The organism is Streptomyces sp. NPDC002935, from assembly GCF_040611295.1.
In the GTDB taxonomy this organism is placed as follows: domain Bacteria; phylum Actinomycetota; class Actinomycetes; order Streptomycetales; family Streptomycetaceae; genus Streptomyces.
Genome location: NZ_JBEXNW010000024.1, coordinates 121,533 through 144,225, shown reverse-complemented (window position 1 = coordinate 144,225; position 22,693 = coordinate 121,533). Strand labels below are relative to the sequence as shown.

Below are 22,693 nucleotides of genomic sequence, written 5' to 3'. Positions count from 1 at the left end.
GCCACCTACTGGTGCGAGGAGTTCCACATCGACGGCCTGCGCGTCGACGCCGTCGCCTCCATGCTCTACCTCGACTACTCCCGCGAACCCGGCCAATGGACGCCCAACGAGTACGGCGGCCGGGACAACCCCGACGCCGTCGCCTTCCTCCAGGAGATGAACGCCACCCTCTACCGCCGCAACCCCGGCATCGTCACCATGGCGGAGGAGTCGACCGCGTGGGACGGGGTCACGCGCCCGACCTCCGAGGGCGGGCTCGGCTTCGGGCTGAAGTGGAACATGGGCTGGATGCACGACTCGCTCGAGTACGTCCAGCACGAGCCGATCCACCGCAAGTACCACCACAACGAGATGACGTTCTCGATGATGTACGCGTACAGCGAGAACTACGTCCTGCCGATCTCCCACGACGAGGTCGTCCACGGCAAGCAGTCACTCGTCTCCAAGATGCCCGGCGACTGGTGGCAGCAACGCGCGAACCTCCGCGCCTACCTCGCCTTCATGTGGGCCCACCCCGGCAAACAACTCCTCTTCATGGGGCAGGAGTTCGCCCAAGGCGGCGAATGGAAGGAGGCCCACGGCCCCGACTGGTGGCTCCTCGACCCCGCCTACGACGCCGAACCCGACCACCGCGGGGTGCAGGACCTGGTCCGCGACCTCAACACCCTCTACCGCGCCGAAGCCGCCCTGTGGGAACGCGACACCGATCCTTCCGGCTTCACCTGGGTCGCCGGCGACGCCGCCGACGACAACGTCTTCGCGTTCCTGCGCCACGCCGCCGACGGCACCCCCCTGCTCGCCGTCTCCCACTTCTCCCCCGCCGTCCGCCACGGCTACCGCCTCGGCGTCCCCGAGGACTTCCCCGCCTGGCAGGAAGTCCTCAACACCGACGCCCTTCGCTACGGCGGCAGCGACGTCACCAACCCCGAGCCGGTGAAGGCCGAGGCGATCGGCATGCACGGCCGTCCGGCGAGCATCGAGCTGACACTGCCGCCGCTCGCGACGGTGTGGCTGCGGCCGGCCTGAGCCGACCGCAGCCACCCGGGGCAAGCCCGCCTCAGGGAGAGGCGGGCTTGCCCGCCGTGAAGAGCCACGTGTGGAAGAGGCCCGAGAGGTCCTTGCCGGACTCCCGCTCGGAGAGCTTGATGAACTGGGCCGTCGTGCCGTGCCCGTCGCGGTGGCCGGCGGCCCAGGAGCGCAGGACGCGGAAGAACACGGCGTCACCGACGGCCGTACGCAGCTTGTGCAGAGCCATGGCCCCGCGGGCGTAGACCGGTGTCTCGAAGATGTGCTCGCCGCTCCCGGGATCGGCGGGCGGGAACGCCCACAGGTCCTTGCCCGCGGGGGTGGCGTACAGCGTGTCGAAGGTCTGCTGCGCGCTCTTGCCGCCGTGCTGCTCGGTGTAGAGCCACTCGGCATACGTGGCGAAGCCCTCGTTGAGCCAGATGTCCTTCCACTTGGTCAGGGTGACGGAGTCACCGAACCACTGGTGGGCGCTCTCGTGGACGAGGGTGTCCAGGTCCGGCGCGGAGTCGTACACGGGCCGTGTCTGGGTCTCCAGGGCGTAGCCGACCTGCGGCGCCCGGTCGACGATGGCTCCGGCGGCCCGGAACGGGTAGGGACCGAAGAGCTTGCTCTCCCAGGCCAGGACGGACGGCAGCTTCTTCAGGACCGGGGCGGCGGCGGTCGCCTCGCGGGGGTCGACCGCGTTGTAGACCTTGAGGCCGTCGCGGGTGGTGTACTGCTCGACCTTGAACGTGCCGACGGTCGCCGTGGCGAGATAGGCCGCCATCGGCTCGGACTGCCGCCAGCGGAAGGTGGTCCGGCCTTGGGTGGTCTTCTGCCCGAGCAGGACACCGTTCGCGACGGCGGTCTTCCCCTTGGGGACGGTCAGCGTGAAGTCGTACGACGCCTTGTCCGTGGGGTGGCTGTTGGCGGGGAACCACGTCATCGCGCCCTGGGGTTCACCGGCCACGAACGCGCCGTCGTCCGTGGGGATCCACCCGTCGAGGGAACCGTCAGGGTCCGTGACCGGCTTGGGCGTACCGGAATAGGTGACGGTGACGCGGAACTCCTGGCCCTTGCGCAGAGCCTTGTGCGGGGTGACGACGAGTTCCTGGCCGTCGCGCCGGAAGGCCGCCTTGGCGTGCTCGACGGTGACTCCGGTGACCTTCAGCCCGTTGAGGTCGAGGTCGAAGCGGGTCAGGCGCTGGGTGGCCCGGGCGGTGATGACCGCCTTGCCGTCGAGGTGGCGGCTCTGCGGGTCGTAGCCGAGGGTCAGGTCGTAGTGGTGGACGTCGTAGCCGCCGTTGCCCGAGAGGGGGAAGTACGGGTCTCCCGCGCCTGCGGAGCCCACGGTACCGGCCGCCGTGGCCGGTCCGGCCGCGGTGAGCAGCGCGGCGAGGGCGACGGGGACGGCCGCGACAACGGCTTCGCGGCGAAGGACAGTTGTGCGTCGTGCGGCCTCTTGCGGGCGTGGTGTCACGTTCGCTCCTCCGATTCGACGGTGATCACTGGCGCACAGCCTATGAGCCCCTCCGCCCGCGAACCCCCACGATCAGGTCAAGTTGCACGCGTGGCGTGACGGACATGCGTGACGGTCCGGCAGCGGGGGCAACTTCGGTGGCGGCCCGAAGGACCCGGGCCGGCCGCGCGCGGCGGCAGGCCCGGGTCTCGTGCCCGGGCCCTCCTGTCGCTGTGTCAGGCCCGCTCCTGTCGCCGTGCCGGGCCCGTCCCAGCGCACGGAGCTGGCGCGCTCACACCCAGGGCGGCGGACCGTCGGGGATGAGCTGGTGGACGTCGAAGAGGACGGCGGACTCGACGCCGAGCGCGGCTCCGCCCATTCCGGCCGCCCAGGTGAGGAACGGTCGCGGTTCGAAGGCACCCTCGCCCAGGGCTTTGGTGTACTCGGCGTGCGCCTCCAGCGACGCGATGCCGCGTTCGAGGGGTTCGCCGGTGACGTCGACGCCGTGGGTGGGCTGTTCCGCTCCGGCGAAGCACACCATCCGGATGCCGTTCCAGGGCTCCAGACCTTCGTCGGCCAGTTCGGGGAAGATCCAGCGGTTGCCCGCGTCGCGTGCCGCGTCGAGGGTGGCCAGGCCCACCGCCCGGTGGTCCGCCTGGTTGGTGATGCCGCCGATCATCCGGACCGTGAACGCGCCGGACAACACGACGTCGGGACGGTGGCGGCGCATCGCGCGCACGATCTCACGGCGCAGCCCGAGCCCGTACTCGACGGCTCCGTCGCGGTGGTCGAGGAACTCGACCGTCTCGACGCCGACCTGCAGAGCGCCGGCCCGTTCCTCGGCCTCGCGCAGCGGTGCGGCCCGGTCCGGGCGCAGGCCGTCGATGCCGGCTTCCCCCCTGGTCGCCAGCAGATAACTCACGTGCTTGCCCTGGGCCGTCCACCGCGCGACGGCGCACGCGGTGCCGTACTCGATGTCGTCCGGATGAGCGGCCACGGCGAGACATCGCTCCCAGTCCTCGGCCAGCACGGCCAGGCCCGGACCGCCAGCGAAGCCTGCTTTGTCCTGTGTGGGATCCATGCCCCGCATGATGGCGCGTGGCGGGTCACGCGGGACAGAGGCGCGCTTTCCTCGGTCGTACGCCGGGGTTCCGCGCCCTCGTGTGCCCGGCGGGCCGGGCCGGGCGTGCGCACAGGGCCGGGCGGGCACCGGGCCGGGCGGGCGGGCGGCGCGCCCGTGCGGTCCACCCTTCTGGTCGAACACCGCGACAGCATGGTGAAGTCTGTCCGTACGTCCGATGATCCGCCGCCCGGCCGTCGCCGCCGGTCCCCTGCGTCGGCGCCGGTCGACGGCGTGTCAGGCCCCGCACGTCGCAGAGGAGATGCCCGTGACCACCACCTCGCCCACCTGGACCCAGGACCCCGTCAGGGTGGGGCTCGTCGGCGCGGGGCCCTGGGCGCGCGCCGTGCACGCCCGGGTACTCGCCGCCGGACCCGAGACGCGACTGACGTCGGTGTGGGCACGCAGGCCGGAGGCCGCACGTGAGACGGCGGCACCGCACGGTGCCGCCGTCGCCGCAACGTTCGAGGAACTGCTCGACGACTGCGAGGCGGTCGCCTTCTCGGTGCCGCCCGCCGTGCAGGCCGAACTCGCCCTGCGGGCCGCCGAGGCGGGCAAGGCCCTGCTCCTGGAGAAGCCGCTCGCGCTCGATCTGCCCTCGGCTCGGCGGCTCGTGGACGCCATCGACGCCTCTGGCGTCGTCTCCCAGCTCGTGCTGACGAACCGCTACCACCCGGCCACCCGGCAGTTCCTCGCCGAGGCGCGGGCGCTGGACGTCTCGGGCGCGCGCTCCTGCTGTCTCAGCGGCGCCTTCCTGGGCGGGCACTTCGCGACCCCGTGGCGTCTTGAGCACGGGGCGCTGCTGGACCTCGGGCCGCACCTTCTCGATCTGCTGGACGCGGCTCTGGGACCGATCGTCCGCGTGCGCGGCACCGGGGATCCGCGCCGCTGGGTCGAACTCACCTGCGAGCACGACAGTGGCACCGTGAGCCAGGCCTCCCTGTCGGGGTCCATCGACGTCGAGCACGGGATCACCCGCATCGAGCTGTTCGGCCCCCACCCCGAGCTGGTCTTCGACGGCGGCGCGCTCGACCACGAGGAGTCCTGGCCGGTGCTGCGCCGCGAGTTCGCCACGGCCGTCCGGTCGGGGCGGTCCGGAGAGCTCGACGCCCACCGCGGACTGCGTCTGCAGACCCTGATCGCCCAGGCGCTGGAAGGCTAGAGCCGCGGCCGGATCACCCACCAGCTTCGGAACACCCACACCCACACCCACGCCCACACCCCAGCGCGGCCGTTCAGGCGAAACGGGGGTCGGCGATGCGTGTGCGGCCGGTGGCGTGTCGACACAAAGGCTGTGAACCCGCCGAACCTGCCGCTGATCGCCCCCATGCTCGCGACCCCCGGAACGCTGCCACCGGCCGGGCAGGATCCTCGGTGGGCGTACGAGACGAAGCATGACGGCCAGCGAGCCGTGGTCTATCTGCCCGGGGACGGCAGCGTGCTGCTGCGGGCCCGCTCCGGCGAGGACATCACCGCCGCCTACCCGGAACTCCGGGCCCTGGGCGGCGTGCTCGGCACGACGGCCGCCGTCCTGGACGGCGAGGTGCTGGTCCTGGACGAACAGGGCCGGGGCGACTTCCAGCTGTTGCAGTCCCGGATGGGCCTCGCCCGGTCTCCGGGCAAGGCCGCCCGGCGCGCGGATCAGGCTCCCGTTCATCTCGTCCTGTTCGACGTGATGCGTCTGGGGAGCGACCTCATGGGCCTGCGGTACGCGAGGCGGCGGCAGGAACTGGAGAGTCTCGCCCTCGACGGCCCGTACTGGTCGACGCCGGCGGCACTCGTGGGGCACGGCGAGCAGGCCCTGCGGGCGACGCGGGAGAACGGGCTGGAGGGGCTGGTCTGCAAGCGCCTGGACTCCGTGTACGAGCCGGGCGTGCGCTCACGGTCGTGGATCAAGATCCGCAACATGAGGACCGCGGACGTCCTCGTCGGCGGCTGGGTCCCCGGGAAGGGCCGCCTGTCGGGACTGCCGGGCGCCGTGCTCGTGGGTCAGCGCGACGCCGGGCGTCTGCGCTATGTCGGGAGCGTGGGCACCGGCTGGAGCGAGGCCGAGCGCGCCGAACTCGCCCGGCTCCTGCTGGCCGCCGAGACCGGTCGCTGCCCCTTCGACAGCCTCCCGCGTGCGGCCGAGGCGCGCTGGGTGCTGCCCCGGCTGGTGGGCGAGGTGCGGTACAGCACCCGTACCCGGGCCGGACTGCTGCGCCAGCCTTCATGGCTGCGGCTGCGTCCCGACCTCGCTCCCGAGGACTCGGCGGCGGATCTCCCGTAGGCGTACGAGGGGTCCGGCCTCGCGCTGCGATGCGAAGGCGCCGGTCTCCTGTGCGCCTTGCCTGCAACATGCGAAAGAGCCGGCCGCTGTCGGCGGTCGGCTCCGTCACGTCCCGGTCAGGTTCTGCCGGGTCCGCCGCTGCCGAAGGACCCGCTGGATCCCGGTTGCCAGCGCTTGCGATGCTGGTCATCCGCATGTTTGGTACTCGCGGAGTGCATGTTGTACGGCATCAGCCGCTCGCTCTCGTCCGCGGCGTGCGGAACCTCGTCGGGTTCTCGCATCTCCCGCTCCTCGTGCACCGCCCCGGTCGTGGGCAGCCTCGGCTGCTCTTCGGGAGTGGGCGGGCGCGATTCGAGGTTCCGTACCCTGATGCCCATCCGGACGGCCCAGACGAGCGCACCAGCGATGACGAGGCCGCCGATGAAGGCGGCGCCCGCGTTCAGTGTCGAACTTGCTGCGATCAGATCATGGCTCGCGGTGTACATGGTGTTCGCGTACCCCCAATACCAGGGGAAATCTGCGTACTAGTCCGTCAGCGACGGCCACACCATTGTATTCCGGATCATTCCGGACGGTGCGCCACGGCCCCGAACATCGTCACGGACATGTGCAGGCCGCCCTGCCGCGCCGCCTCCGTGAGCTCCTCGTACAGGCGGTCGCGCTGCGGCTCGCCGATGAGTCCGCGGCGCAGCGCCGAGTCGCCCAGCATGCGGATGAGCGGCCAGGCGACCGACTTGTGATCCTGGAGCAGAGCCTGCGATCCGCGGTCGTCGATCACCAGGCCGGCGGCCGTCAGCCGTCCCACCAGCTTGCGTCCGGAGTACGGGTCGGCGGCCGCGGACAGCGCGCCGGTGGTGAGCGCGGCGATCGTCTCGGGGTCGCCGGGGTGCAGGATCGTGGTCGCCCAGTCGGTGTCCAGCAGGGCGACGCGCCCGCCGGGGCGCAGCACGCGCGCTATCTCGAAGACGGCCTTCTCCGGTTCGACGAGGTGCTGGAGCACCCGTTCGCACCACACCACGTCGACCGTGGAGTCGGGCAGCGGCAGCGCGAGGGCGTCGCCGTCCGCGAAGCGGGCGTGGCTGCTCTCCTCGGTCCCCCGCTGTTCTGCGACAGCGCGCAGGCCGGGGTTCGGTTCGATGCCGAGCACCCTGCCCCGGGAACCCACGGCCGCCGCGAGACGCCGTGTCTGAGAGCCGGTGCCGGCGCCGATGTCGAGCGCCCGCTCTCCGAGCCGCACGGCCAGGGCTGCGTGCGCCCAGGAACGCAGCCGCTGTACGCCGTCGTTGACGTCCTGCGCATCCAGGGCCCCCACCAGCCGGGTGGTGCTGTCCGCGCTGATGTTCGGCGCGTGAAAATCCGAGGTAGGTCGCGTGTCCCCCATGGCGGCCACTCTAGAACCACCATGGTCGATTCCGTATTCAGATTGTGTAACGCCTCAGGGCCGGTGTGGCAAAGGCGAGTCCCAGCACCGCCAAGATCACCAGCAGGCCGCCGCCGGCGACCGCGGCGGGCGCCCCGAACGCGGAGCCCGCCGTTCCGTGCAGGACGTCGGCGACGCGCGGGCCGCCCACGACGACCACCGTGAAGACGCCCTGGAGGCGCCCGCGCATCTCGTCGGTGGCGGCGGACAACAGGATCGCGCCGCGGAAGACCATGGAGACCATGTCGGCGACCCCGGCCACGGCCAGGAAGGTCACGGCCACCCACAGGCTGCCGCTGAAACCGAACCCGGTGATGGCCGCGCCCCAGGCCGCGACGGAGACGATGACCATCAGACCGTGCCGGCGGGCGCGCGAGAAGGTGCCCGACAGCAGTCCGCCGAGGACCGCGCCGATGGGAATGGCGGCGAACAGCAGTCCGAGGGCCAGCTCTTCGCCGTACGGGGCGTACGTCTCGGCCGCGAGCTGCGGGAACAGGGCGCGCGGCATGCCGAGCACCATCGCGATGATGTCGGCGACGAAGGACAGCAACAGCACCTTGTGCAGGGCGATGTAGCGGAAGCCGGCCACCACCTCGCGCAGGCCCGCCCGCTGGGAGGCCGCTTCGGTGAGGGGCGGCAGCGCGGGGAGCCGCAGGACCGCCCACACGGTGACGCACAGGGCGAGCGCGTCGATCAGATACAGCTCGGGCAGCCCGATGACGGGGATGAGCGCGCCGGCGAGCATCGGCCCGGCCACCGAGCCGGTCTGCATGACGGTCGCGCCGAGCGCGTTGGCGGCCGCCAGTTCGTCCGCCGGGACGAGCCGGGCGATGGACGCGCTGCGGGCCGGGGAGTTGAGGCCGAAGAACGCCTGTTGGAGGGCGAGCAGCACCATCAGGACGAGCACCGACTCCCGTCCGGTGACGGCCTGGACCCAGAAGAGCAGCGAGGTGACGGCTATGCCGGTGTTGGTGACCAGGAGCAGTTTGCGGCGGTCCATGCTGTCGGCGATCGCGCCGCCCCAGAGGGCGAAGACCACCAGGGGCAGCAGGCCGGCGAGACTCGCGTAGCCGACCCAGGCCGAGGAGCCCGTGATGTCGTAGATCTGCTTGGGCACGGCGACGGCGGTGAGCTGGCTGCCCACGGCCGTGACGGCGGTCGACGACCACAGCCTGCGGTAGGCGGGGCGGCGCAGCGGCCGGGTGTCCATGGCCCAGCGGCGCCACCCGGAGCGGCCGGGCGGGATGGCTTCCGCGCTCCCGTCGGGCGCCGCGGCGCCGCTGTCCGTGCTGCTCTCGCTCGTGTCCACGCTCACCCTGGTTGCTCGATACATCTTTCGATTCAGGGATCACTATGGCCGAGCGTGAGCGGCTCGCGTCCCCCGGGGGACCGTATCGGTGCGCCGGGCGTCCCGCGCCGAGCGATCGAGGGCCTGACCTACGAACGGTGCGCGACGGCGTACGGCGGTCACGCGCCCGCGATCAGCGCGGCTCCCATCGCGATCATCGTCGTGGCGACCAGGGCGTCCAGCACACGCCAGGACGCGGGCCTGGCCAGGAAACGGCTGAGCAGCCGGGCACCGAACCCGAGGGCCGCGAACCAGCACAGGCTGGCGAGGGCCGCGCCCAGCCCGAACGTCCAGCGCAGCGATCCGCGGTCGGCCGCGAGCGAGCCGAGCAGGAACACGGTGTCGAGGTAGACGTGCGGGTTGAGCCACGTCAGGGCGAGGCAGGTGAGGACGGCACGGCGCCAGGAGCCCGGGGACGCGGTCGCCGCCCGGAGGGCCGAGGGCCTCAGCACCCGCCGGGCGGCAAGGACTCCGTAGACGACGAGGAAGCAGCCGCCGATCAGGCCGACCGCGGTGAGCGCGGCGGGCCAGGCCACCACCACGGCGCCGACCCCGCCGACCCCGAGCGCGATGAGTGCCGCGTCGGACAGGGCGCAGATGCCCACCACGGCGAGGACCGCGTCCCGACGGATGCCCTGGCGCAGGACGAAGGCGTTCTGGGCGCCGATGGCGACGATGAGGGAGAGGCCGGTGCCGAATCCGGCGACCGCGGTGGTGAGGACGTCTGTCACGTCGTCGACGCTAGAAGGCGGATCGTCAGGAGTACAGCTAAAGATTCTTACGTATCGTTAGCGTTCGTGATGGCGGAACTTCCCCTCGATCAGGTGCGCACCCTGTTGGCGGTGGTCGACGAGGGCACCTTCGACGCGGCGGCCACGGCGCTCCATGTGACGCCGTCGGCGGTGAGCCAGCGGGTCAAGTCACTCGAACAGCGCACCGGCCGGGTCCTGCTGATGCGGACGAAGCCGGTGCGGCCGACCGAGTCCGGCGAGATCGTGGTGCGTTTCGCGCGCCGGCTCGCCCGGCTGGAGCGCGACGCGCACGCCGAGCTCGGCATGTCCGGGGCCGGGGAGCCCACCCGGCTGTCGATCGCGGTGAACGCCGACTCGCTGGCGACCTGGTTCCTGCCGGCGCTCGCCCGCGTGCCGCGGGAACTCCGGCTCTGTTTCGAACTGCGCCGCGAGGACGAGGACCACACGGCCGCCCTGCTGCGCGAGGGAGCGGTCATGGCGGCGGTGACCTCGTCGCCCGACCCCGTGGCCGGTTGCTCCGTCCGCGCCCTGGGGCGGATGCGCTACCTGCCGGTGGCGAGCCCCCGATACGCCGAACAGTGGCTCGGCACCACGACCGGCGCACCCCTCAGCGAGGTGATCGGCTCCGCCCCGGTGGTGGCCTTCGACCGGAACGACGACTTCCAGGACGACTTCGTCCGCTCCCTCGCGGGCGGCCCCGGAGCCAGTGCGCTGCGCCACTTCGTCCCCACCTCGGAGGGATTCGTCGATGCCGTCCTGGCCGGAATGGGCTGGGGGATGGTGCCCGAGGTCCAGGCCGAACCGCTGCTGCGCACCGGAACGTTGATCCACCTCGTCCCGGGCCGGGGCGTCGACGTGCCGCTCTTCTGGCAGCAGTGGAAGCTCGACTTCCCCGCGCTCGGCGCGACGGCCGAGGCTGTGGCGGCCGTCGCCGCCGAGACACTCGTACACGGACCGGCTTCCTGAATCACTCGCTTCCCGGCAGCTCCTGAACCACGCCCGGCCCGGTATCTTCACGCTGGGCACATCCGGGCGCGGCCGGGAAGAATGGCCTCACGTCCTGGTGCCGCGGAGGACGTCGAGGTGCGGTCAGCGACCTGAGAGGCGCATTCTTGCTGTGTTACCCCCCTGGCGGCGGGCGGACGAGGGCAGATCGATGACAGGGAGCGCCGAGCGTGAGGACCAGGCGCTGGACAGCCTGGCCGCCCTGCTCAGTGACGCGGTGACGGACGCGATCCGCGCCGCCCGCGGCTTCGCGGGAGGCGTCTACCTGCGCTCCGGCACCCCCGGCCTGCTGCGTCTCGCGGTACTCGCGGGGCTGCCGGGCCCCCTCTTCCGCCCCTGGTGGCGTATGCACGTGGACCGGCCGTTTCCGGTCGCGGACGCCCATCGCCTCGGGGTGGAGGTGCTCCTCGCCGATCCGGCGGAAACGATGCGCCGCTATCCGCAGCTCGCGGCGGGGCTGCCGTTCCAGTTCGGTTCCCTCTACGTGCCGGTCGTGGGCGACTCGACCCCGTACGGCGTCCTCACGGTGCTGCGCCCGCCCGCCTCGGACGCCACCGAGGTCCTGCCGGACCGCGACCGGATGACCGCGGTGGCGGAGGAGCTCGGAGCCGCACTGGCGGCGCTGAACAAGAACGGGTCCCCGGTCCTGTGGGACGGGGAACCGCTGGGAACGCGGCCGCCGGCCGACGGCCCGTCCACCCGCTGCGTCGGGGGCTTCACCTGGGACCCCGGCGACAACACGCTGATCGCGGACGACGCGCTGTGGGCGCTGCTCGGGATCCCTCAGCAGGACTTCGCGGGGACGCCCGAGGCATTCGCGGACGCGCTGGCCCACGACGAACCCCGGCTGCTGCTGGCCGCCCTCCGCGAGACCGCCGCCGGCCGGCCGCCGCCCCATCCGCTGCCGGTGCGCACCGGCGGAGGCGGACTGCGGCTCCTTGAGCTGTGGACCTCGGGCGAAGCGGGCGTCCCGCCGTACCGCGTCAGCGGCGCGCTCGTCGACCCGGGACCGGGACCGGCGGCGGACGGAGCGGCCGACCAGCTCCCGGAAGGCGTCTTCGCGATCGACCGGCTCGGACTGATCACCTACGCCAACCCACGCGCCGCCATTCTGCTCGGCCACCCGCGCGCCGAGCTGCTGGGACGGCTGCTGTGGGACATGGTGCCGTGGATGGACCGCCCCGCGTACGAGGATCATCTGCGCAGTGCGCTGCTCTCGCCGGACCCGGTGCACTTCCGGGCCCGGAGCCCGCTGGGCAGCGGCGTGGAGACGTCTCCGGGCCACCCGACGGGAACCTGGCTGAGCGTCTCCGTCTATCCCGGCCCCGGTGGTGTGACCTGCAAGATCGTGCCGCTGGGACAGGCCACGGAGGCCACCGAGGAAGCTCCGTTCGAAGCGGAGGCGGCACAGGCCGTACGGGCCGACCTCGACGCGCCCGATACCGGTGTCATGACCACGGCGCCGCAGTACCGGCCCATCGTCCTCGCGATAGCGCTGACCGAGGCCGTGACCGCCCGGCAGGTGTCCGAGGTCGTGATGCGCGAGCTGCTGCCGGCGTTCGGCAGCCGCCGCCTCGCCATCTATCTGGTCCAGGATCGCCGGCTCTACCTGGCCTGGGAGACCGGCTTCCCGCAGGGATTCCTCGCTCCCTTCGACGGCGTGGGCCTGGACGCCAAACTGCCCGGGGTCGAGGCCCTCACCAGCGGCCGGCCGCTCTTCTTCGAGTCGATGGCACAACTGGCCGCCGCCTATCCCGGCATCGCCCTGGACGCCACGGTCGGGGCCCGGGCCTTTCTGCCGCTGATCGCCTCCGGACGCCCGGTCGGCTCCTGCATCCTCGGGTTCGACCGGCCCCGCACGTTCAGCACCGAGGAGCGTACGGTCCTCACCGCGCTCGCCGGCCTGATCGCGCAGTCCCTGGAGCGGGCGCGGCGCTACGACAACGAGTCGGCGCTCGCCCGCGGGCTCCAGGAGGCCCTGCTCCCGCACCGTCTGTCGGCGCACCCTCTGGTGCAGACGGCCGGCCGGTATCTGCCCGGCACCGTCGGCATGGACGTGGGCGGCGACTGGTACGACGTCGTCGAGGCCGGCGACGGGCTCGCCCTCGTCATCGGCGACGTACAGGGACATGGTGTCCAGGCCGCGGCCACCATGGGTCAACTGCGCAGCGCGGTCCGGGCGTTCGCCCTCGGGGACCACTCTCCGGACGAGGTGATGAGCGGCACCAACAGGCTGCTCATCGACCTCGACCCGGGCCAGTTCGCGAGTTGCTGCTATGTCCGGCTGAACCCGCTCACCGGTGTCGCCCGAGCCGCGCGGGCCGGGCATCCACAGCCGCTGCTGCGCCATCCGGACGGCCGCACCGAGGTCCTGGACCTGCCCGGCGGCGTGGTGCTCGGCGTGGATCCGCAGGCCGACTACCCCGTGACGGAACTGATGCTGGAGCCCGAGGCCGTGCTGGCCCTCTACACGGACGGCCTGGTGGAGCGGCCCGGGACGGACATCGACGAGGGCGTCGAGACCCTTCGCGCGACCCTGGCCCGGGCGGGCCCCCCGCAGCACTTCAGGCCGGGCGGCCCCTCCTTGTCCCGCGCCGCCGATCTGCTCACCGCAGAGGCCCGGCGGGCCAACGAGCGCCCCGACGACATCGCCCTGCTGCTCACCACCCGCCGGACGCCCGGGGGCGGCGCACGCCCCTAGGCGGTGCCGATCGGATGGGGCGGTGCCGATCGGATCGCCCCGGCACCCCCGGCCCCCTCAGCGCCCCCGGCACCCCGGTTCAAGGGACCTCAGTGGGCCGCGTCCAGACGCGCCCGCTGGTCCGGGTTCAGTTCCAGGTCCACCGCCGCCAGGTTCTCCTCCAGCTGGGCCACCGAGGACGCGCCGGCCAGCGGGATCACCGGCAGCGCGCCGCCGATCTGCCAGGCGAGCACGACCTGGTTGAGGGTCGCCCCCGTCTCCTTCGCCACTTCCTGGAGCACGGTGAACCGGGCGGCGTTCCCCGGGTGGTCGTAGTCGGCCGGCAGCGGCCTGTCCGGCCGTCCGTACCCGCCGCCCAGCAGCGGCGAGTAGGCGACCAGGGTCAGGCCCGGCTCGGCCCCCAGGTAGCTCACGAGTTCCCCGGTCGCCGCGCCGAGACCGCCCTCGGGGAAGAGGCCGCTCGGTATGTCGGAGCGGGGGCGCAGCAGACTGTGGTGGTACTGGAGGACCTCGTAGCCGGGCAGTCCGGCCGCGGCGGCGAGGGCGCGGGCCCGCTCCACGCGCCAGACGGCGTGGTTGCTCACGCCGAGCAGTGCGACGGCGCCCTCCGCGACGAGCTCGGCGAACGCGCCGACGGTCTCAGCCGGCTCGACCACACGGTCCTCGATGTGCGCGTACAGAAGATCGATCCGCTCCACACCCAGACGTTCCCGGCTTCGCTCGGACGCCTCACGGATCACCTCGGCGGACAGCCCCTCGGGGTTGTCCACGTAGCTGGTCCCGGGGGCCAGCGGACGTGCGCCGAGCTTGGTCGCGAGGACGATCTCGTCGCCGACGCCCCGGCTGCGTCGCCAGCGTCCGAGCAGTTCCTCGCTCTGGCCGCCCTGGCCGCCGTCGGTCCAGAAGGCGTAGTTGTCGGACGTGTCGATGAAGTTGCCCCCGGCCTCGACATAGCGGTCGAGTACGGCGAAGGAGGTCTTCTCGTCGGTCCGTGAACCGAACAGCATCGCGCCGAGCGCGAGCACGCTCACCTCACGGCGGGTCCTCGGGTCCGTGCCGATCGTGCGGTACCGCATGGTGTCCCTCCCGTTCGGGCCCGAAGTCCTCGGGCCCGAACGGGAGTCTGGAACTTGAAGTGCTCTTCAAGTCAAGCCTTCTTGAAGGGGCCCTCCAAGGCGGCCCACTGCAACAGCATGATGGTCTTGGCGTCGGCGATCTCCCCCGTGCGGATCATCGCCAGGGCGTCACGGAAGGGCAGCTCGACGGTCTCGATGTCCTCGCCCTCCTCGTCCAGTCCGCCGCCCTCGTGGGTGCGGGTGGACGGACCGTAGGAAGCGGCGTAGAAGCTCACCCGCTCGGTGACCGAACCCGGACTCATGTAGACGTCGAAGACGTGCTGGACCGCGCCGACGGTGTGCCCGGTCTCCTCGATGACCTCCCGTCGCACGGCGACCTCGGGGTGCTCGTCCGCCTCGTCGAGGAGGCCGCCCGGTGTCTCGACCAGCATGCCGTCCGGGTGTCCGTTGACGTACGCGGGGTAGCGGAACTGCCTGGTCAGCAGGACGGTTTCGCGCTCTGCGTCGTACAGCAGGAGGGTCGCTCCGTTGCCGCGGTCGTGGGTCTCGCGCTCCTGGGTGCTCCAGGTTCCGTCGGCGAGCCGGAGGTCGAAGGTGGTGGTGCGTTCCACGTACCAGTGGCAGGAAAGGAGTTGTACGTCGCGGATCTTGACCCGGGGGTTGCCGGTCAGGTCACGGCCCACCCGGTCGAGTCCGGTGCGGCCCCGGCGGTCGGGGGTGTCGATGCCTGCGGTCATCGCGCGCCGGCCCGGCGGGAGCGGGAGATGTCGTTCATGAGCACTGTCTACCATCCCGAGACCAAGATCCCGGTCACAGCGGGGCTTCGCCCGTTTAGGCTCACGGCATGGAACAGACGGAGATCATCCTGCGCGCCATCGGCGTGCTCACCGAGACCAACGCGATGGTGCGCAGGATCGCCCAGGACGAGGAGGCCGGGGTCGAGTCGGCCGAGAACAATCTGGGCACGCTCGTCACCGAGGTCTTCCCGCGTGTCGAGGTGCCCGGCGACGCCGGTCCGGCGGAGGCCGGGCAGGCGGTCGCGGACGCCTATCTGCCCGCCGCCATCTCGCTGGTGGGCGCCTTCGCGTTCCTCTTCTCCGAACTCGCCGACCTGCACGACTCCGGGCGGACCGACGTCAAGACGGCCGATCTGCTCCAGGATCTCGCCCTGCGGATGTCCCGGGCCGACAACGCGTAGCCACCGCGTCCGGCCCGGGACACCTCACGTCACCGCTTCTGTTCGACGCGTACCCAGTCGATCTCGGCCTGCACTCCCCCGGCCGCCACCCGGTCGACGCTCAACTGCGGCAGGCCCCAGTAAGGCGTGGTGACCTTGTTCCAGCCCGCCGGATAGGCGCCGCCGAGGGCGAGGTTGAGGATGACGTACTGGTTGTGGCCGAAGACCCACTGGCCCCGGGTGGACTCCAGCTTGTTGCGGGTCGTCTCCTGGACCAGGGTGTCGTCGACGTAGAAGCGCATGGCCGTCGGGGTCCAGTCCACGGCGTACGTGTGCCACTGGTCGGCGCGGCCCCCGGCGGGGTAGGTCTGGCGGGCGCCGATGTTGCCGTCGGCCGAGTAGCCGGGGCCGTGCAGTGCGGTGCTGGTCCAGTCCGGGTAGCCGATGTTCTCCATGATGTCGGTCTCGCCGGACGCCGGCCAGGACACCGAGGGGTCGTCGACGTTGCTGCCGAGCAGCCAGAAGGCGGGCCAGAAGCCGTCCCCGACCGGCAGTTTCATCCGGGCGCTGACCCGGCCGTACGTGAAGTCGAAGTGGGTGTTGGTGTCCACGCGGCCCGAGGTGAAGTCGTAGGTGCCGCCGCCCGCCTGGGTGCAGCCCTTGCAGTACTTGGCCTTCAGGACGAGGCTGCCGTTCTGGGTGCTGATGCTGTCGGTGGAGTCGACGTACGCCTGGGACTCGCCGTTGACCGGTCCCATCTCCGAACCGGTCCTGACGACACGCCACTTGGATCGGTCGAGACCCGCGCCGGTGAAGTCGTCGAAGAACGCCGTCTGGTAGGTCCCTTGCTGCTCGCCGGGCAGTGCCGGGTACGCAGCGGCGGCGCTGCCTCCCGTACCCCAGACCTGGAACTCGTAGAGCGAGTAACCGAATTGGGCCGTCGCCGGCGCCGGATTGTAGAAGGAGCGGCGTTCCTTGCCGAGCATCCGCACATAGCGTCCGGTCGTCGGCTGCGGCAGCGTGACGGAGTCGTGGCGGCCCGCCGCGTCGCCCGGGGACTTGATGTCGGCGCGGCGGGCGGCGACCTCGGCCGCGGACGGCCGGTAGACGGTGCGCCAGGTCCTGTTGTCGTCGGAGACCTGGACTTCGTAGTCGACGGCGTACGCCGCCTCCCAGTACAGGTCGACGGTGTCGATGGCCGAGGTCGCGCCGAGGTCGACGGAGATCCAGCGGTCGGCGTTCCAGTCGCTTGACCAACGGGTCGCGTCGCCCTTGAGACCGGCGGGCCAGCCGCCGTCGGTGGCGAAGGCGGGTGAATTGCCCGCGTGCTGGTACAGGTTGGAGTAGGCGGGGTGGTTCAGGGCGAGGTTGGAGCGGGTGGCCGACGCCGGGGCCGGTGCGCCGCCGTAGACCTTGAAGGAGTACAGCGAGTAGCCGTACGGCGTGGCCCGTTCGACACCTCGCATGCGGACGTACCGGCCGGTGACCTCCTGCGGATAGGTGTGGGCGGTCACCGAGCCTCCGGAGCCGGCGGTCTCGGTGTAGAACGGCGTCCAGTCGGTCCCGTTCCTGGACACCTCCAGGACGTAGCGCTTGCCGTAGGCGGCCTCCCAGTCCAGGACGACGCGGTCGACGCGCAGGACGGCGCCGAGGTCGAGGCGGATCCAGGCGTCGTCGGCGAACTGGCTCGACCAGCGGGTCGTGGCGTTCCCGTCGAAGGCGAAGCCCGGGGTGGTGCCGCCGTTCTCGCTGCCCGAGGCGGTAACGCCGGCGGGGTTCGCGGCGTAGGCGGCCGCGGCGCGGTCGGTGTCCCAGCCGGCGTCGGCGGCCACGGCGGTGGAGCCGGGTGCGGGGTCCGCCGACGCCGCGCCCGCCGAGAGCAGCGACACGGCGGAGAGGGTGGCGAGGGCGGTCATCAGCGTGCGGTGGGTGCGGGATGGCATGCGGCTCTCCTGAGAGGAGTGGGGGGTGCCGGTCCGTGCTGATGTGCGGGTGTGTACGGCGGCACGCGAGGCCCGTCAGTGTGCGAGGTGGTGCGCGGTGCGCGTAATGGGGTGCGCGGAGTGCACGGTGCACAGGGTGCGAGCTGCTCGGGGTGCGGTCATGGCGCCGGGGTCGGCCGGCGGGCGATCAGGTGCCCGGGAAGCACGGCGGGGCCGGTCGGGTACTCACAACTGCCTTCCGGCGCGAGGAGATCCCGGCTCCGCGCGGCGACCCCGGAATCGGTACCGGAAACGGCTCGGGCGCTGGGCGGGGAGTCAACCCGAGTGTCATGGAGCCGTCAATACTTCACGTCAGGATTGCTCGTGACGGACTTCGGAACCGGGCATGCCTTCGGGACTTGAACGCGACCGGCGGTGAGCCGGCCGCGTTCCGACGGGTCCTCAGGAGTGCGGAACCACCGCCACCGGGCAGGGCGCGTGGTGCATGACCGCGTGGGCCACCGAACCGATCCGCACACCCACCGCGGAGCGCTCGGCCCGGCGCCCGACGACCATCAGCTGGGCCCGGTCGGAGAGTGACAGCAGCACCTGGCCCGCGCTGCCCATCTCGACGTGCTCGAGGACAGGCACCTCGGGAAAGCGTTCGCGCCACGGCAGGAGCGCGTCGGCCAGCGCCTTCTTCTCGTACGGCTCCAGGCCGCCGGCCTCGTCGAGCAGCTTCAGGGAGCCGGGGCTGTAGGCGAACACCGGCGGCAGACTCCAGGCCCGTACGGCCCGCACCGTCGCGCCACGCGCCGCCGCGGTCTCGAACGCGAACCGGAGACCGGCCGCGCCGTCCTCCGGACCGCCCTGCTGGCCCACGACGATCTCCCGGCCTCCCGCCTCCGCTTCGGGCCGGTCCTCCGAGCGCACCAGTACGACCGGACAGGCCGCCTCGGAGATCACCCGCTGTCCGACGGAACCGAGCAGGAAGCCGACGAACGCGCCGTATCCGCGCGACCCGAGGACCAGTGTCCCCGTCTCTGCCGCGACGGCCAGCAATGCCTCGACCGCGTCTCCGTCGACCACGTCGGCCGTCACCGGCAGATCGGCGTGCCGGTCGGTGACCGAGCGGGCAGCGTCCTCGAGCATGCCGTGGGCCCAGCGTTCCTGGTCCTCCCGGTCACCACCGCCGACCATGTCGTGCGGCGGCCAGTGCCAGGCGTACACCACCCGCAGGGGCACCCCCCGGCGGACCGCCTCCCGGCCCGCCCAGGCCAATGCCGCCCTGCTCTCGGGTGATCCGTCCACGCCCACGGTGATCGGGTGGGTCATGCGCCTGCCTTCCGTCGCCGGCCCGCTGTCCGGCCGGGTACTCGTCCATCCTGACCGGTCCAGTGTCCGTCACCGGCACCGGTGAACCCGCGTCCGGGCTGCGGCACCCGGTACGGGACGGCACGCGGAACGCCCACGCCACGACGCCGAGCAGCGCGGTCCGACCGCTTGAGGCCGTGCCGAACGGGCGGCAGCTCGCCTACGCCGACGCGCGGACCACGAGTTCCGGGTCGAAGATCAACGACGTGGGCTCGGTGCGGACGCCCCGGATGTGCTCGTCGAGAAGAGAGGCCATGGCCGCGGCCATCTCCTCCACCGGCTGCCGCACCGTCGTCAGGGGAGGCCGGCACGTCACCGCCACGCTGGAGTCGTCGAAGCCGACCACCGCGACGTCGTCCGGCACATGTCTGCCCCGTTCCCGCAGCACCTGGCACACGCCCTGGGCCATCAGGTCGTTGGCGGCGAACACCCCGTCCACGTCGGGGTGTTCGGACAGCAGCCCGGACATGGCCGCCATCCCGCTGTCCAGCGTGAACCCGCCCTCGGCGACGGGGACGTACGGATGTCCCCTGCGGGCCATCGTGTCGCGGAACCCGGCCAGCCGGTCCTGGCTCGCGGCCACGCCGAGCGGCCCGGTCACGGTGACGATCCGTCGGCACCCCCGGTTCAGCAGGTGCTCGGCCGCCAGCCGCGCCCCGTCACGGTGGGCGAGATCGACGTAGCTGAGCGGGACGGGGCGCGAGGGCCGGGCGAAGAGGACGGCGGGCAGACCGGCGTCCGCGAGCAGCGCGGGCAGTGGATCGTCCGCGTGGGTGGAGACGACGAGCGCGCCGTCCGCGCTGCCCTGCCGGAGGTCGGCCAGCACCTGACTCCTCGTTTCCGCCGATTCGGCGAACATCAGGAGCGGATGCATCGAGCGGGGGCGCAGGTACCCGACCACGCCGCTGACGACGCGTCCGAAGAACGGGTCCGCGAACACCCGTGCGGCGAAGGCGTTCTGCTCCTCCCCCGGGGTGTCGCCCGCGCCGGAGACGATCAGCGCCACCGTCTGGCTGCGCCGGGTCACCAGCGATCTGGCGGCCCGGTTGGGCGCGTATCCGGTCCGCTCGACGGCCTGGCGCACCACTTCCTGAATGCCGGGGTCGACGTTGCGGACACCGTTGATGACCCGGGACACGGTCGCGCGCGAGACTCCGGCCTCCCGCGCGACATCCTCCAGCGTGGGAGCCTGTCTGCTCATGGCGGCACCCTAACCGCACGGCGCCGCCTCGGGATAGAGCGCTCTCCCCGGCCGCCCGCCGCTCAGTCGGGGGCCCGGACCAGCGCGGTGGCCGTCAGCGGCAATGCGCCCGCGGAGCGGCCGGCCAGCACACGGTAGGGACCCGGTTGGGTGCGCCACGCGTGTGCGTCCTGTGCCCAGTGGCGCAGCGCGCGGGCCGGTATCCGCACCACCGCCGTGGCCCTGTCGCCCGCTTCGGCGCTCACCGCCGTGTAGCCGGCGAGCCACCGTTCCGGGCGTTCCAAGGGGCCCGGGGGTCCGGCGAGATAGACCTGGACGACCTCGCGACCGCCTCGCGGGCCCGTGTTGCGCACCTCGACCCGCACGGTGAACGGCTCGCCGGCCACGATGTCGTCGGGGACGCTCAGCCCGTCGTACACCCAGGTCGTGTAGCCGAGTCCGTGTCCGAACCAGTAGGCCGGTTCACGGTGGTGGCGTGCCCAGGCGCGGTAGCCGATGTGCAGGCCCTCGCCGTAGGTGAGCCGTCCGTCCTTGGGGCGGGTGCCCGTGACCGGCGCGTCGGCGAGGGCCGCCGCCCAGGTCGTGGGCAGCCGGCCGCCGGGTTCGGCGTGGCCGAACAGCACGTCGGCCAGGCCCGCGCCGCCCTCCTGTCCCGGGAACCAGGTCAGCAGGACGGCACCGGCCCTCGTACGCCAGGGCAGTTCGACCGGTCCGCCGCTGTTGACGACGACGACCGTGTGCGGGTTGGCGGCTGTCACCGCCCGGACCAGTTCGTCCTGGCGGCCGCCGAGCCCGAGATCCGTCCGGTCGTAGCCCTCCGACTCGCCGTGCTCGGTGGTACCGACGACCACGATCGCCGCGTCCGCGTGGCGGGCGGCCCGTGCCGCGTCGGCCAGCGCCGCCGTGCCGTCGGGGCGCGGCGGGGCAGCGGTCAGCACGGTGGCCCGGCCGGTGTCCGGGGCGAGTTCACGGCGCGCCGAGACGCGCACCGGGCGTCCGGCCGTGAGGGGCACCCGTACCGCGTGGGCGGGCGGGTTCACGTGGACGACGGCCGGATCGTCGGTCTCCTTGCCGAACTCCCCCGCCAGGACGATGTGTTCGTCGACCGCGATGCTCATGTGGCCGAAGCCACCGACTCCGAGCGTCCACGGGCCCGAGATTCCGGGAAGCAGGAGGGCGCTGATCTCGACGGTGTGCGCGCCGGGTGCGAGCGGTGGCTCCAACTGGCGCCCGCTGTCGCGGTGTTCGGAGTGCACTTCGCGCTCCGACGCGTCCAGCAGGCGAAGCCGGACCCCGGGGCTGCCCGTCACCGGATCGGTGCACAGGTCCGGGGCCAGGGGCGGTGGTGGGGCGTCCGTCGAGGGGCCGGGCGCGTGGACAACGCGTACGCCGTCGCCCAGCGCGGCCCTGATGCCGTCCAGCGGGGTGACGACCCGCTGGGGGAACACCCCCGCGCTGCCGCCGCCCTGGGTGCGCGGCAGGGCCGCGTGCGTGCCGATCACGGCCACGGTGCGCAGCCGGTCGGGATCGAGCGGGAGGACACCGCGGTTGTGCAGCAGGACAGCACTCGCGGCGACGGCGCCGCGCAGCAGAGCGCGCGCGTCCCGCCCGCCGGTGACGGGCGGGACGGCCTTCCGCGACACCGGCGCGGGCGGTAGCTCCGACGTGGACGGCGTCTCCGGTACGGTCGGGGACTCCGGCACGGACGGCAGCCCCTGCACCGGCGGCTCTGGCACAGACGGCAGCCCCCGCACGGACGGCGACTCCGCCGAGGACGGTAGCTCCGGCACCGGCGGCAGCCTCGACGCGGACGGCAGCCCGGACACAGACGGCGCCTCTGGCGCGGACAGTAGCTCCGGCACCGGCGGCGGCTCCAACACGGACAGGAGGTCCGGCATGGGCGGGCTCCCCGGCACGGGCGGCAACTCCGATGCCGGTGGCGACTCCGGGCCGGGCGGCCACGGGATCTCCGGTGTTGACGGTGGCTCGCCGAGGGCTCCGCACGCGTCCGCGAGCCTGAGCAGGCGCCGTACCTTGTCGTCGACGGCCGACCGCGGCACACGCCCGGTCTCCACAGCCCGTACCAGCGCGGGCCCCCAGGCGCTCTCCGGCCCCGGCATCGCGAGGTCCAGGCCGGCGCGCGCGGCCGGTTCGCCGGTGCGTAGCGCTCCCCAGTCGGAGACCACCACACCGTCGAAGCCCCACTCCCGTTTGAGGGGGTCGGTGAGCAGCGGACTGGCGGTCATGGTGGTGCCGTTGACGGCGTTGTACCCGGCCATGACGACCCGGACGCCGGCCTCGACGGCCGCCTCGAACGGTGCCAGGTACACCTCCCGCAGGACTCGTTCGGACACGCGCACGTCGACGGTCAGCCGGTCGGTCTCGGAGTCGTTGGCCACGTAGTGCTTGGCGGTGGCGGCCACACCGTGCGCCTGGATGCCCCGGACGAGCGCGGCGCCGGTGCGGCCGGTCAGCTCGGGATCCTCCGAGAAGCACTCGAAGTGCCGCCCGCCCAGGGGTGAGCGGTGGAGATTGAGGGTGGGCGCGAGGACGACGTCGACGCCCTTGCGGCGCGCCTCGACGGCGAGCAGCCCGCCGAGACGCTCCACCAGCTCCTCGTCCCACGTGGCACCGAGCGCGGACGCCGAGGGCAGCAGCAGGGAGGGATCGCGCTCGTCCCAGGACTGTCCCCGCACTCCGGCGGGACCGTCCGACAGGACCATCTCCCGCAGTCCCAGGGCCGGTTCGGCCCAGGTGCGCCAGGTGGTCGCTCCGGTCAGCAGCCGGACCTTCTCGCGGAGCGTGAGTTTGCCGAGGAGCCGCTCACGCTCCGCTTCCTCATCCGTCCTGCGCACCGGTCCGGC

18 protein-coding genes are annotated in these 22,693 nt (G+C 72.4%); 6 read left to right on the top strand and 12 right to left on the bottom strand.

Annotation, left to right across the window (positions count from 1 at the left end):
- Positions 1-1,026, top strand: a 1,026-nt coding sequence (glgB, locus tag ABZX90_RS29020; protein WP_355209558.1) for a 1,4-alpha-glucan branching enzyme, incomplete at its 5' end; no start/stop codon positions are given.
- Positions 1,027-1,057: 31 nt separating this feature from the next.
- On the opposite strand, the gene ABZX90_RS29015 is transcribed toward glgB, so the two are convergent.
- Together ABZX90_RS29015 and ABZX90_RS29010 are read right to left on the bottom strand one after the other, a co-directional pair.
- Positions 1,058-2,485, bottom strand: a complete 1,428-nt coding sequence (locus ABZX90_RS29015) for a M1 family metallopeptidase (RefSeq protein WP_355209555.1) — start codon at positions 2,483-2,485, stop codon at positions 1,058-1,060.
- Between the two features lie 271 nt (positions 2,486-2,756).
- On the bottom strand, positions 2,757-3,545 hold the full coding sequence (locus tag ABZX90_RS29010; protein ID WP_355209552.1) for a PIG-L deacetylase family protein: 789 nt from the start codon (positions 3,543-3,545) through the stop codon (positions 2,757-2,759).
- A 307-nt stretch (positions 3,546-3,852) separates the two neighbouring features.
- On the opposite strand from ABZX90_RS29010, the gene ABZX90_RS29005 reads away from it, so the two are divergent.
- Both ABZX90_RS29005 and ABZX90_RS29000 read left to right on the top strand, forming a co-directional pair.
- Entirely contained in the window at positions 3,853-4,746 is an 894-nt protein-coding gene (locus tag ABZX90_RS29005; protein ID WP_351123316.1) for a Gfo/Idh/MocA family oxidoreductase, read from the top strand.
- Between the two features lie 165 nt (positions 4,747-4,911).
- Positions 4,912-5,853, top strand: coding sequence for an ATP-dependent DNA ligase (locus tag ABZX90_RS29000; protein ID WP_355209568.1), 942 nt, complete (start codon positions 4,912-4,914; stop codon positions 5,851-5,853).
- A 116-nt stretch (positions 5,854-5,969) separates the two neighbouring features.
- Here ABZX90_RS29000 and ABZX90_RS28995 read toward each other — a convergent pair whose 3' ends face one another.
- From ABZX90_RS28995 to ABZX90_RS28980, 4 genes are all read right to left on the bottom strand, one after another.
- A complete protein-coding gene (locus tag ABZX90_RS28995; RefSeq protein ID WP_351123313.1) occupies positions 5,970-6,338 on the bottom strand; it encodes a DUF6479 family protein in 369 nt (122 codons plus the stop codon).
- Positions 6,339-6,415: 77 nt separating this feature from the next.
- Positions 6,416-7,234 (bottom strand): methyltransferase domain-containing protein, encoded by an 819-nt coding sequence (locus ABZX90_RS28990; RefSeq protein ID WP_351123311.1) that lies wholly within the window; start codon positions 7,232-7,234, stop codon positions 6,416-6,418.
- Positions 7,235-7,271: 37 nt separating this feature from the next.
- Positions 7,272-8,606, bottom strand: coding sequence for an MFS transporter (locus tag ABZX90_RS28985; RefSeq protein ID WP_351123308.1), 1,335 nt, complete (start codon positions 8,604-8,606; stop codon positions 7,272-7,274).
- Between the two features lie 134 nt (positions 8,607-8,740).
- Positions 8,741-9,352, bottom strand: coding sequence for a LysE family transporter (locus tag ABZX90_RS28980; RefSeq protein WP_355209547.1), 612 nt, complete (start codon positions 9,350-9,352; stop codon positions 8,741-8,743).
- 66 nt (positions 9,353-9,418) lie between these two features.
- Between ABZX90_RS28980 and ABZX90_RS28975 the strand changes: the two genes are divergently transcribed.
- Positions 9,419-10,339: a LysR family transcriptional regulator ArgP gene (locus ABZX90_RS28975; protein WP_355209544.1), complete on the top strand. Its 921-nt coding sequence runs from the start codon at positions 9,419-9,421 to the stop codon at positions 10,337-10,339.
- A 190-nt stretch (positions 10,340-10,529) separates the two neighbouring features.
- Positions 10,530-13,079, top strand: coding sequence for a SpoIIE family protein phosphatase (locus tag ABZX90_RS28970; protein ID WP_355209541.1), 2,550 nt, complete (start codon positions 10,530-10,532; stop codon positions 13,077-13,079).
- An 89-nt stretch (positions 13,080-13,168) separates the two neighbouring features.
- Here ABZX90_RS28970 and ABZX90_RS28965 read toward each other — a convergent pair whose 3' ends face one another.
- Positions 13,169-14,155 (bottom strand): aldo/keto reductase, encoded by a 987-nt coding sequence (locus ABZX90_RS28965; protein WP_355209538.1) that lies wholly within the window; start codon positions 14,153-14,155, stop codon positions 13,169-13,171.
- Positions 14,156-14,226: 71 nt separating this feature from the next.
- Positions 14,227-14,892 (bottom strand): NUDIX domain-containing protein, encoded by a 666-nt coding sequence (locus ABZX90_RS28960; RefSeq protein ID WP_351123295.1) that lies wholly within the window; start codon positions 14,890-14,892, stop codon positions 14,227-14,229.
- 107 nt (positions 14,893-14,999) lie between these two features.
- On the opposite strand from ABZX90_RS28960, the gene ABZX90_RS28955 reads away from it, so the two are divergent.
- Entirely contained in the window at positions 15,000-15,353 is a 354-nt protein-coding gene (locus ABZX90_RS28955) for a hypothetical protein (protein WP_351123292.1), read from the top strand.
- 29 nt (positions 15,354-15,382) lie between these two features.
- Here ABZX90_RS28955 and ABZX90_RS28950 read toward each other — a convergent pair whose 3' ends face one another.
- From ABZX90_RS28950 to ABZX90_RS28935, 4 genes are all read right to left on the bottom strand, one after another.
- A complete protein-coding gene (locus ABZX90_RS28950; protein WP_355209534.1) occupies positions 15,383-17,275 on the bottom strand; it encodes a discoidin domain-containing protein in 1,893 nt (630 codons plus the stop codon).
- Positions 17,276-17,716: 441 nt separating this feature from the next.
- Positions 17,717-18,589: a universal stress protein gene (locus ABZX90_RS28945; protein ID WP_351123286.1), complete on the bottom strand. Its 873-nt coding sequence runs from the start codon at positions 18,587-18,589 to the stop codon at positions 17,717-17,719.
- Positions 18,590-18,788: 199 nt separating this feature from the next.
- The gene (locus ABZX90_RS28940) at positions 18,789-19,829 is read right to left on the bottom strand and encodes a LacI family DNA-binding transcriptional regulator (protein WP_351123283.1); all 1,041 of its coding nucleotides are present in this window, start codon (positions 19,827-19,829) and stop codon (positions 18,789-18,791) included.
- Between the two features lie 62 nt (positions 19,830-19,891).
- Complete coding sequence (locus tag ABZX90_RS28935) at positions 19,892-22,684, bottom strand: glycoside hydrolase family 3 C-terminal domain-containing protein (RefSeq protein ID WP_355209529.1); 2,793 nt, start codon at positions 22,682-22,684, stop codon at positions 19,892-19,894.
- Between the last annotated feature and the right edge of the window lie 9 nt (positions 22,685-22,693).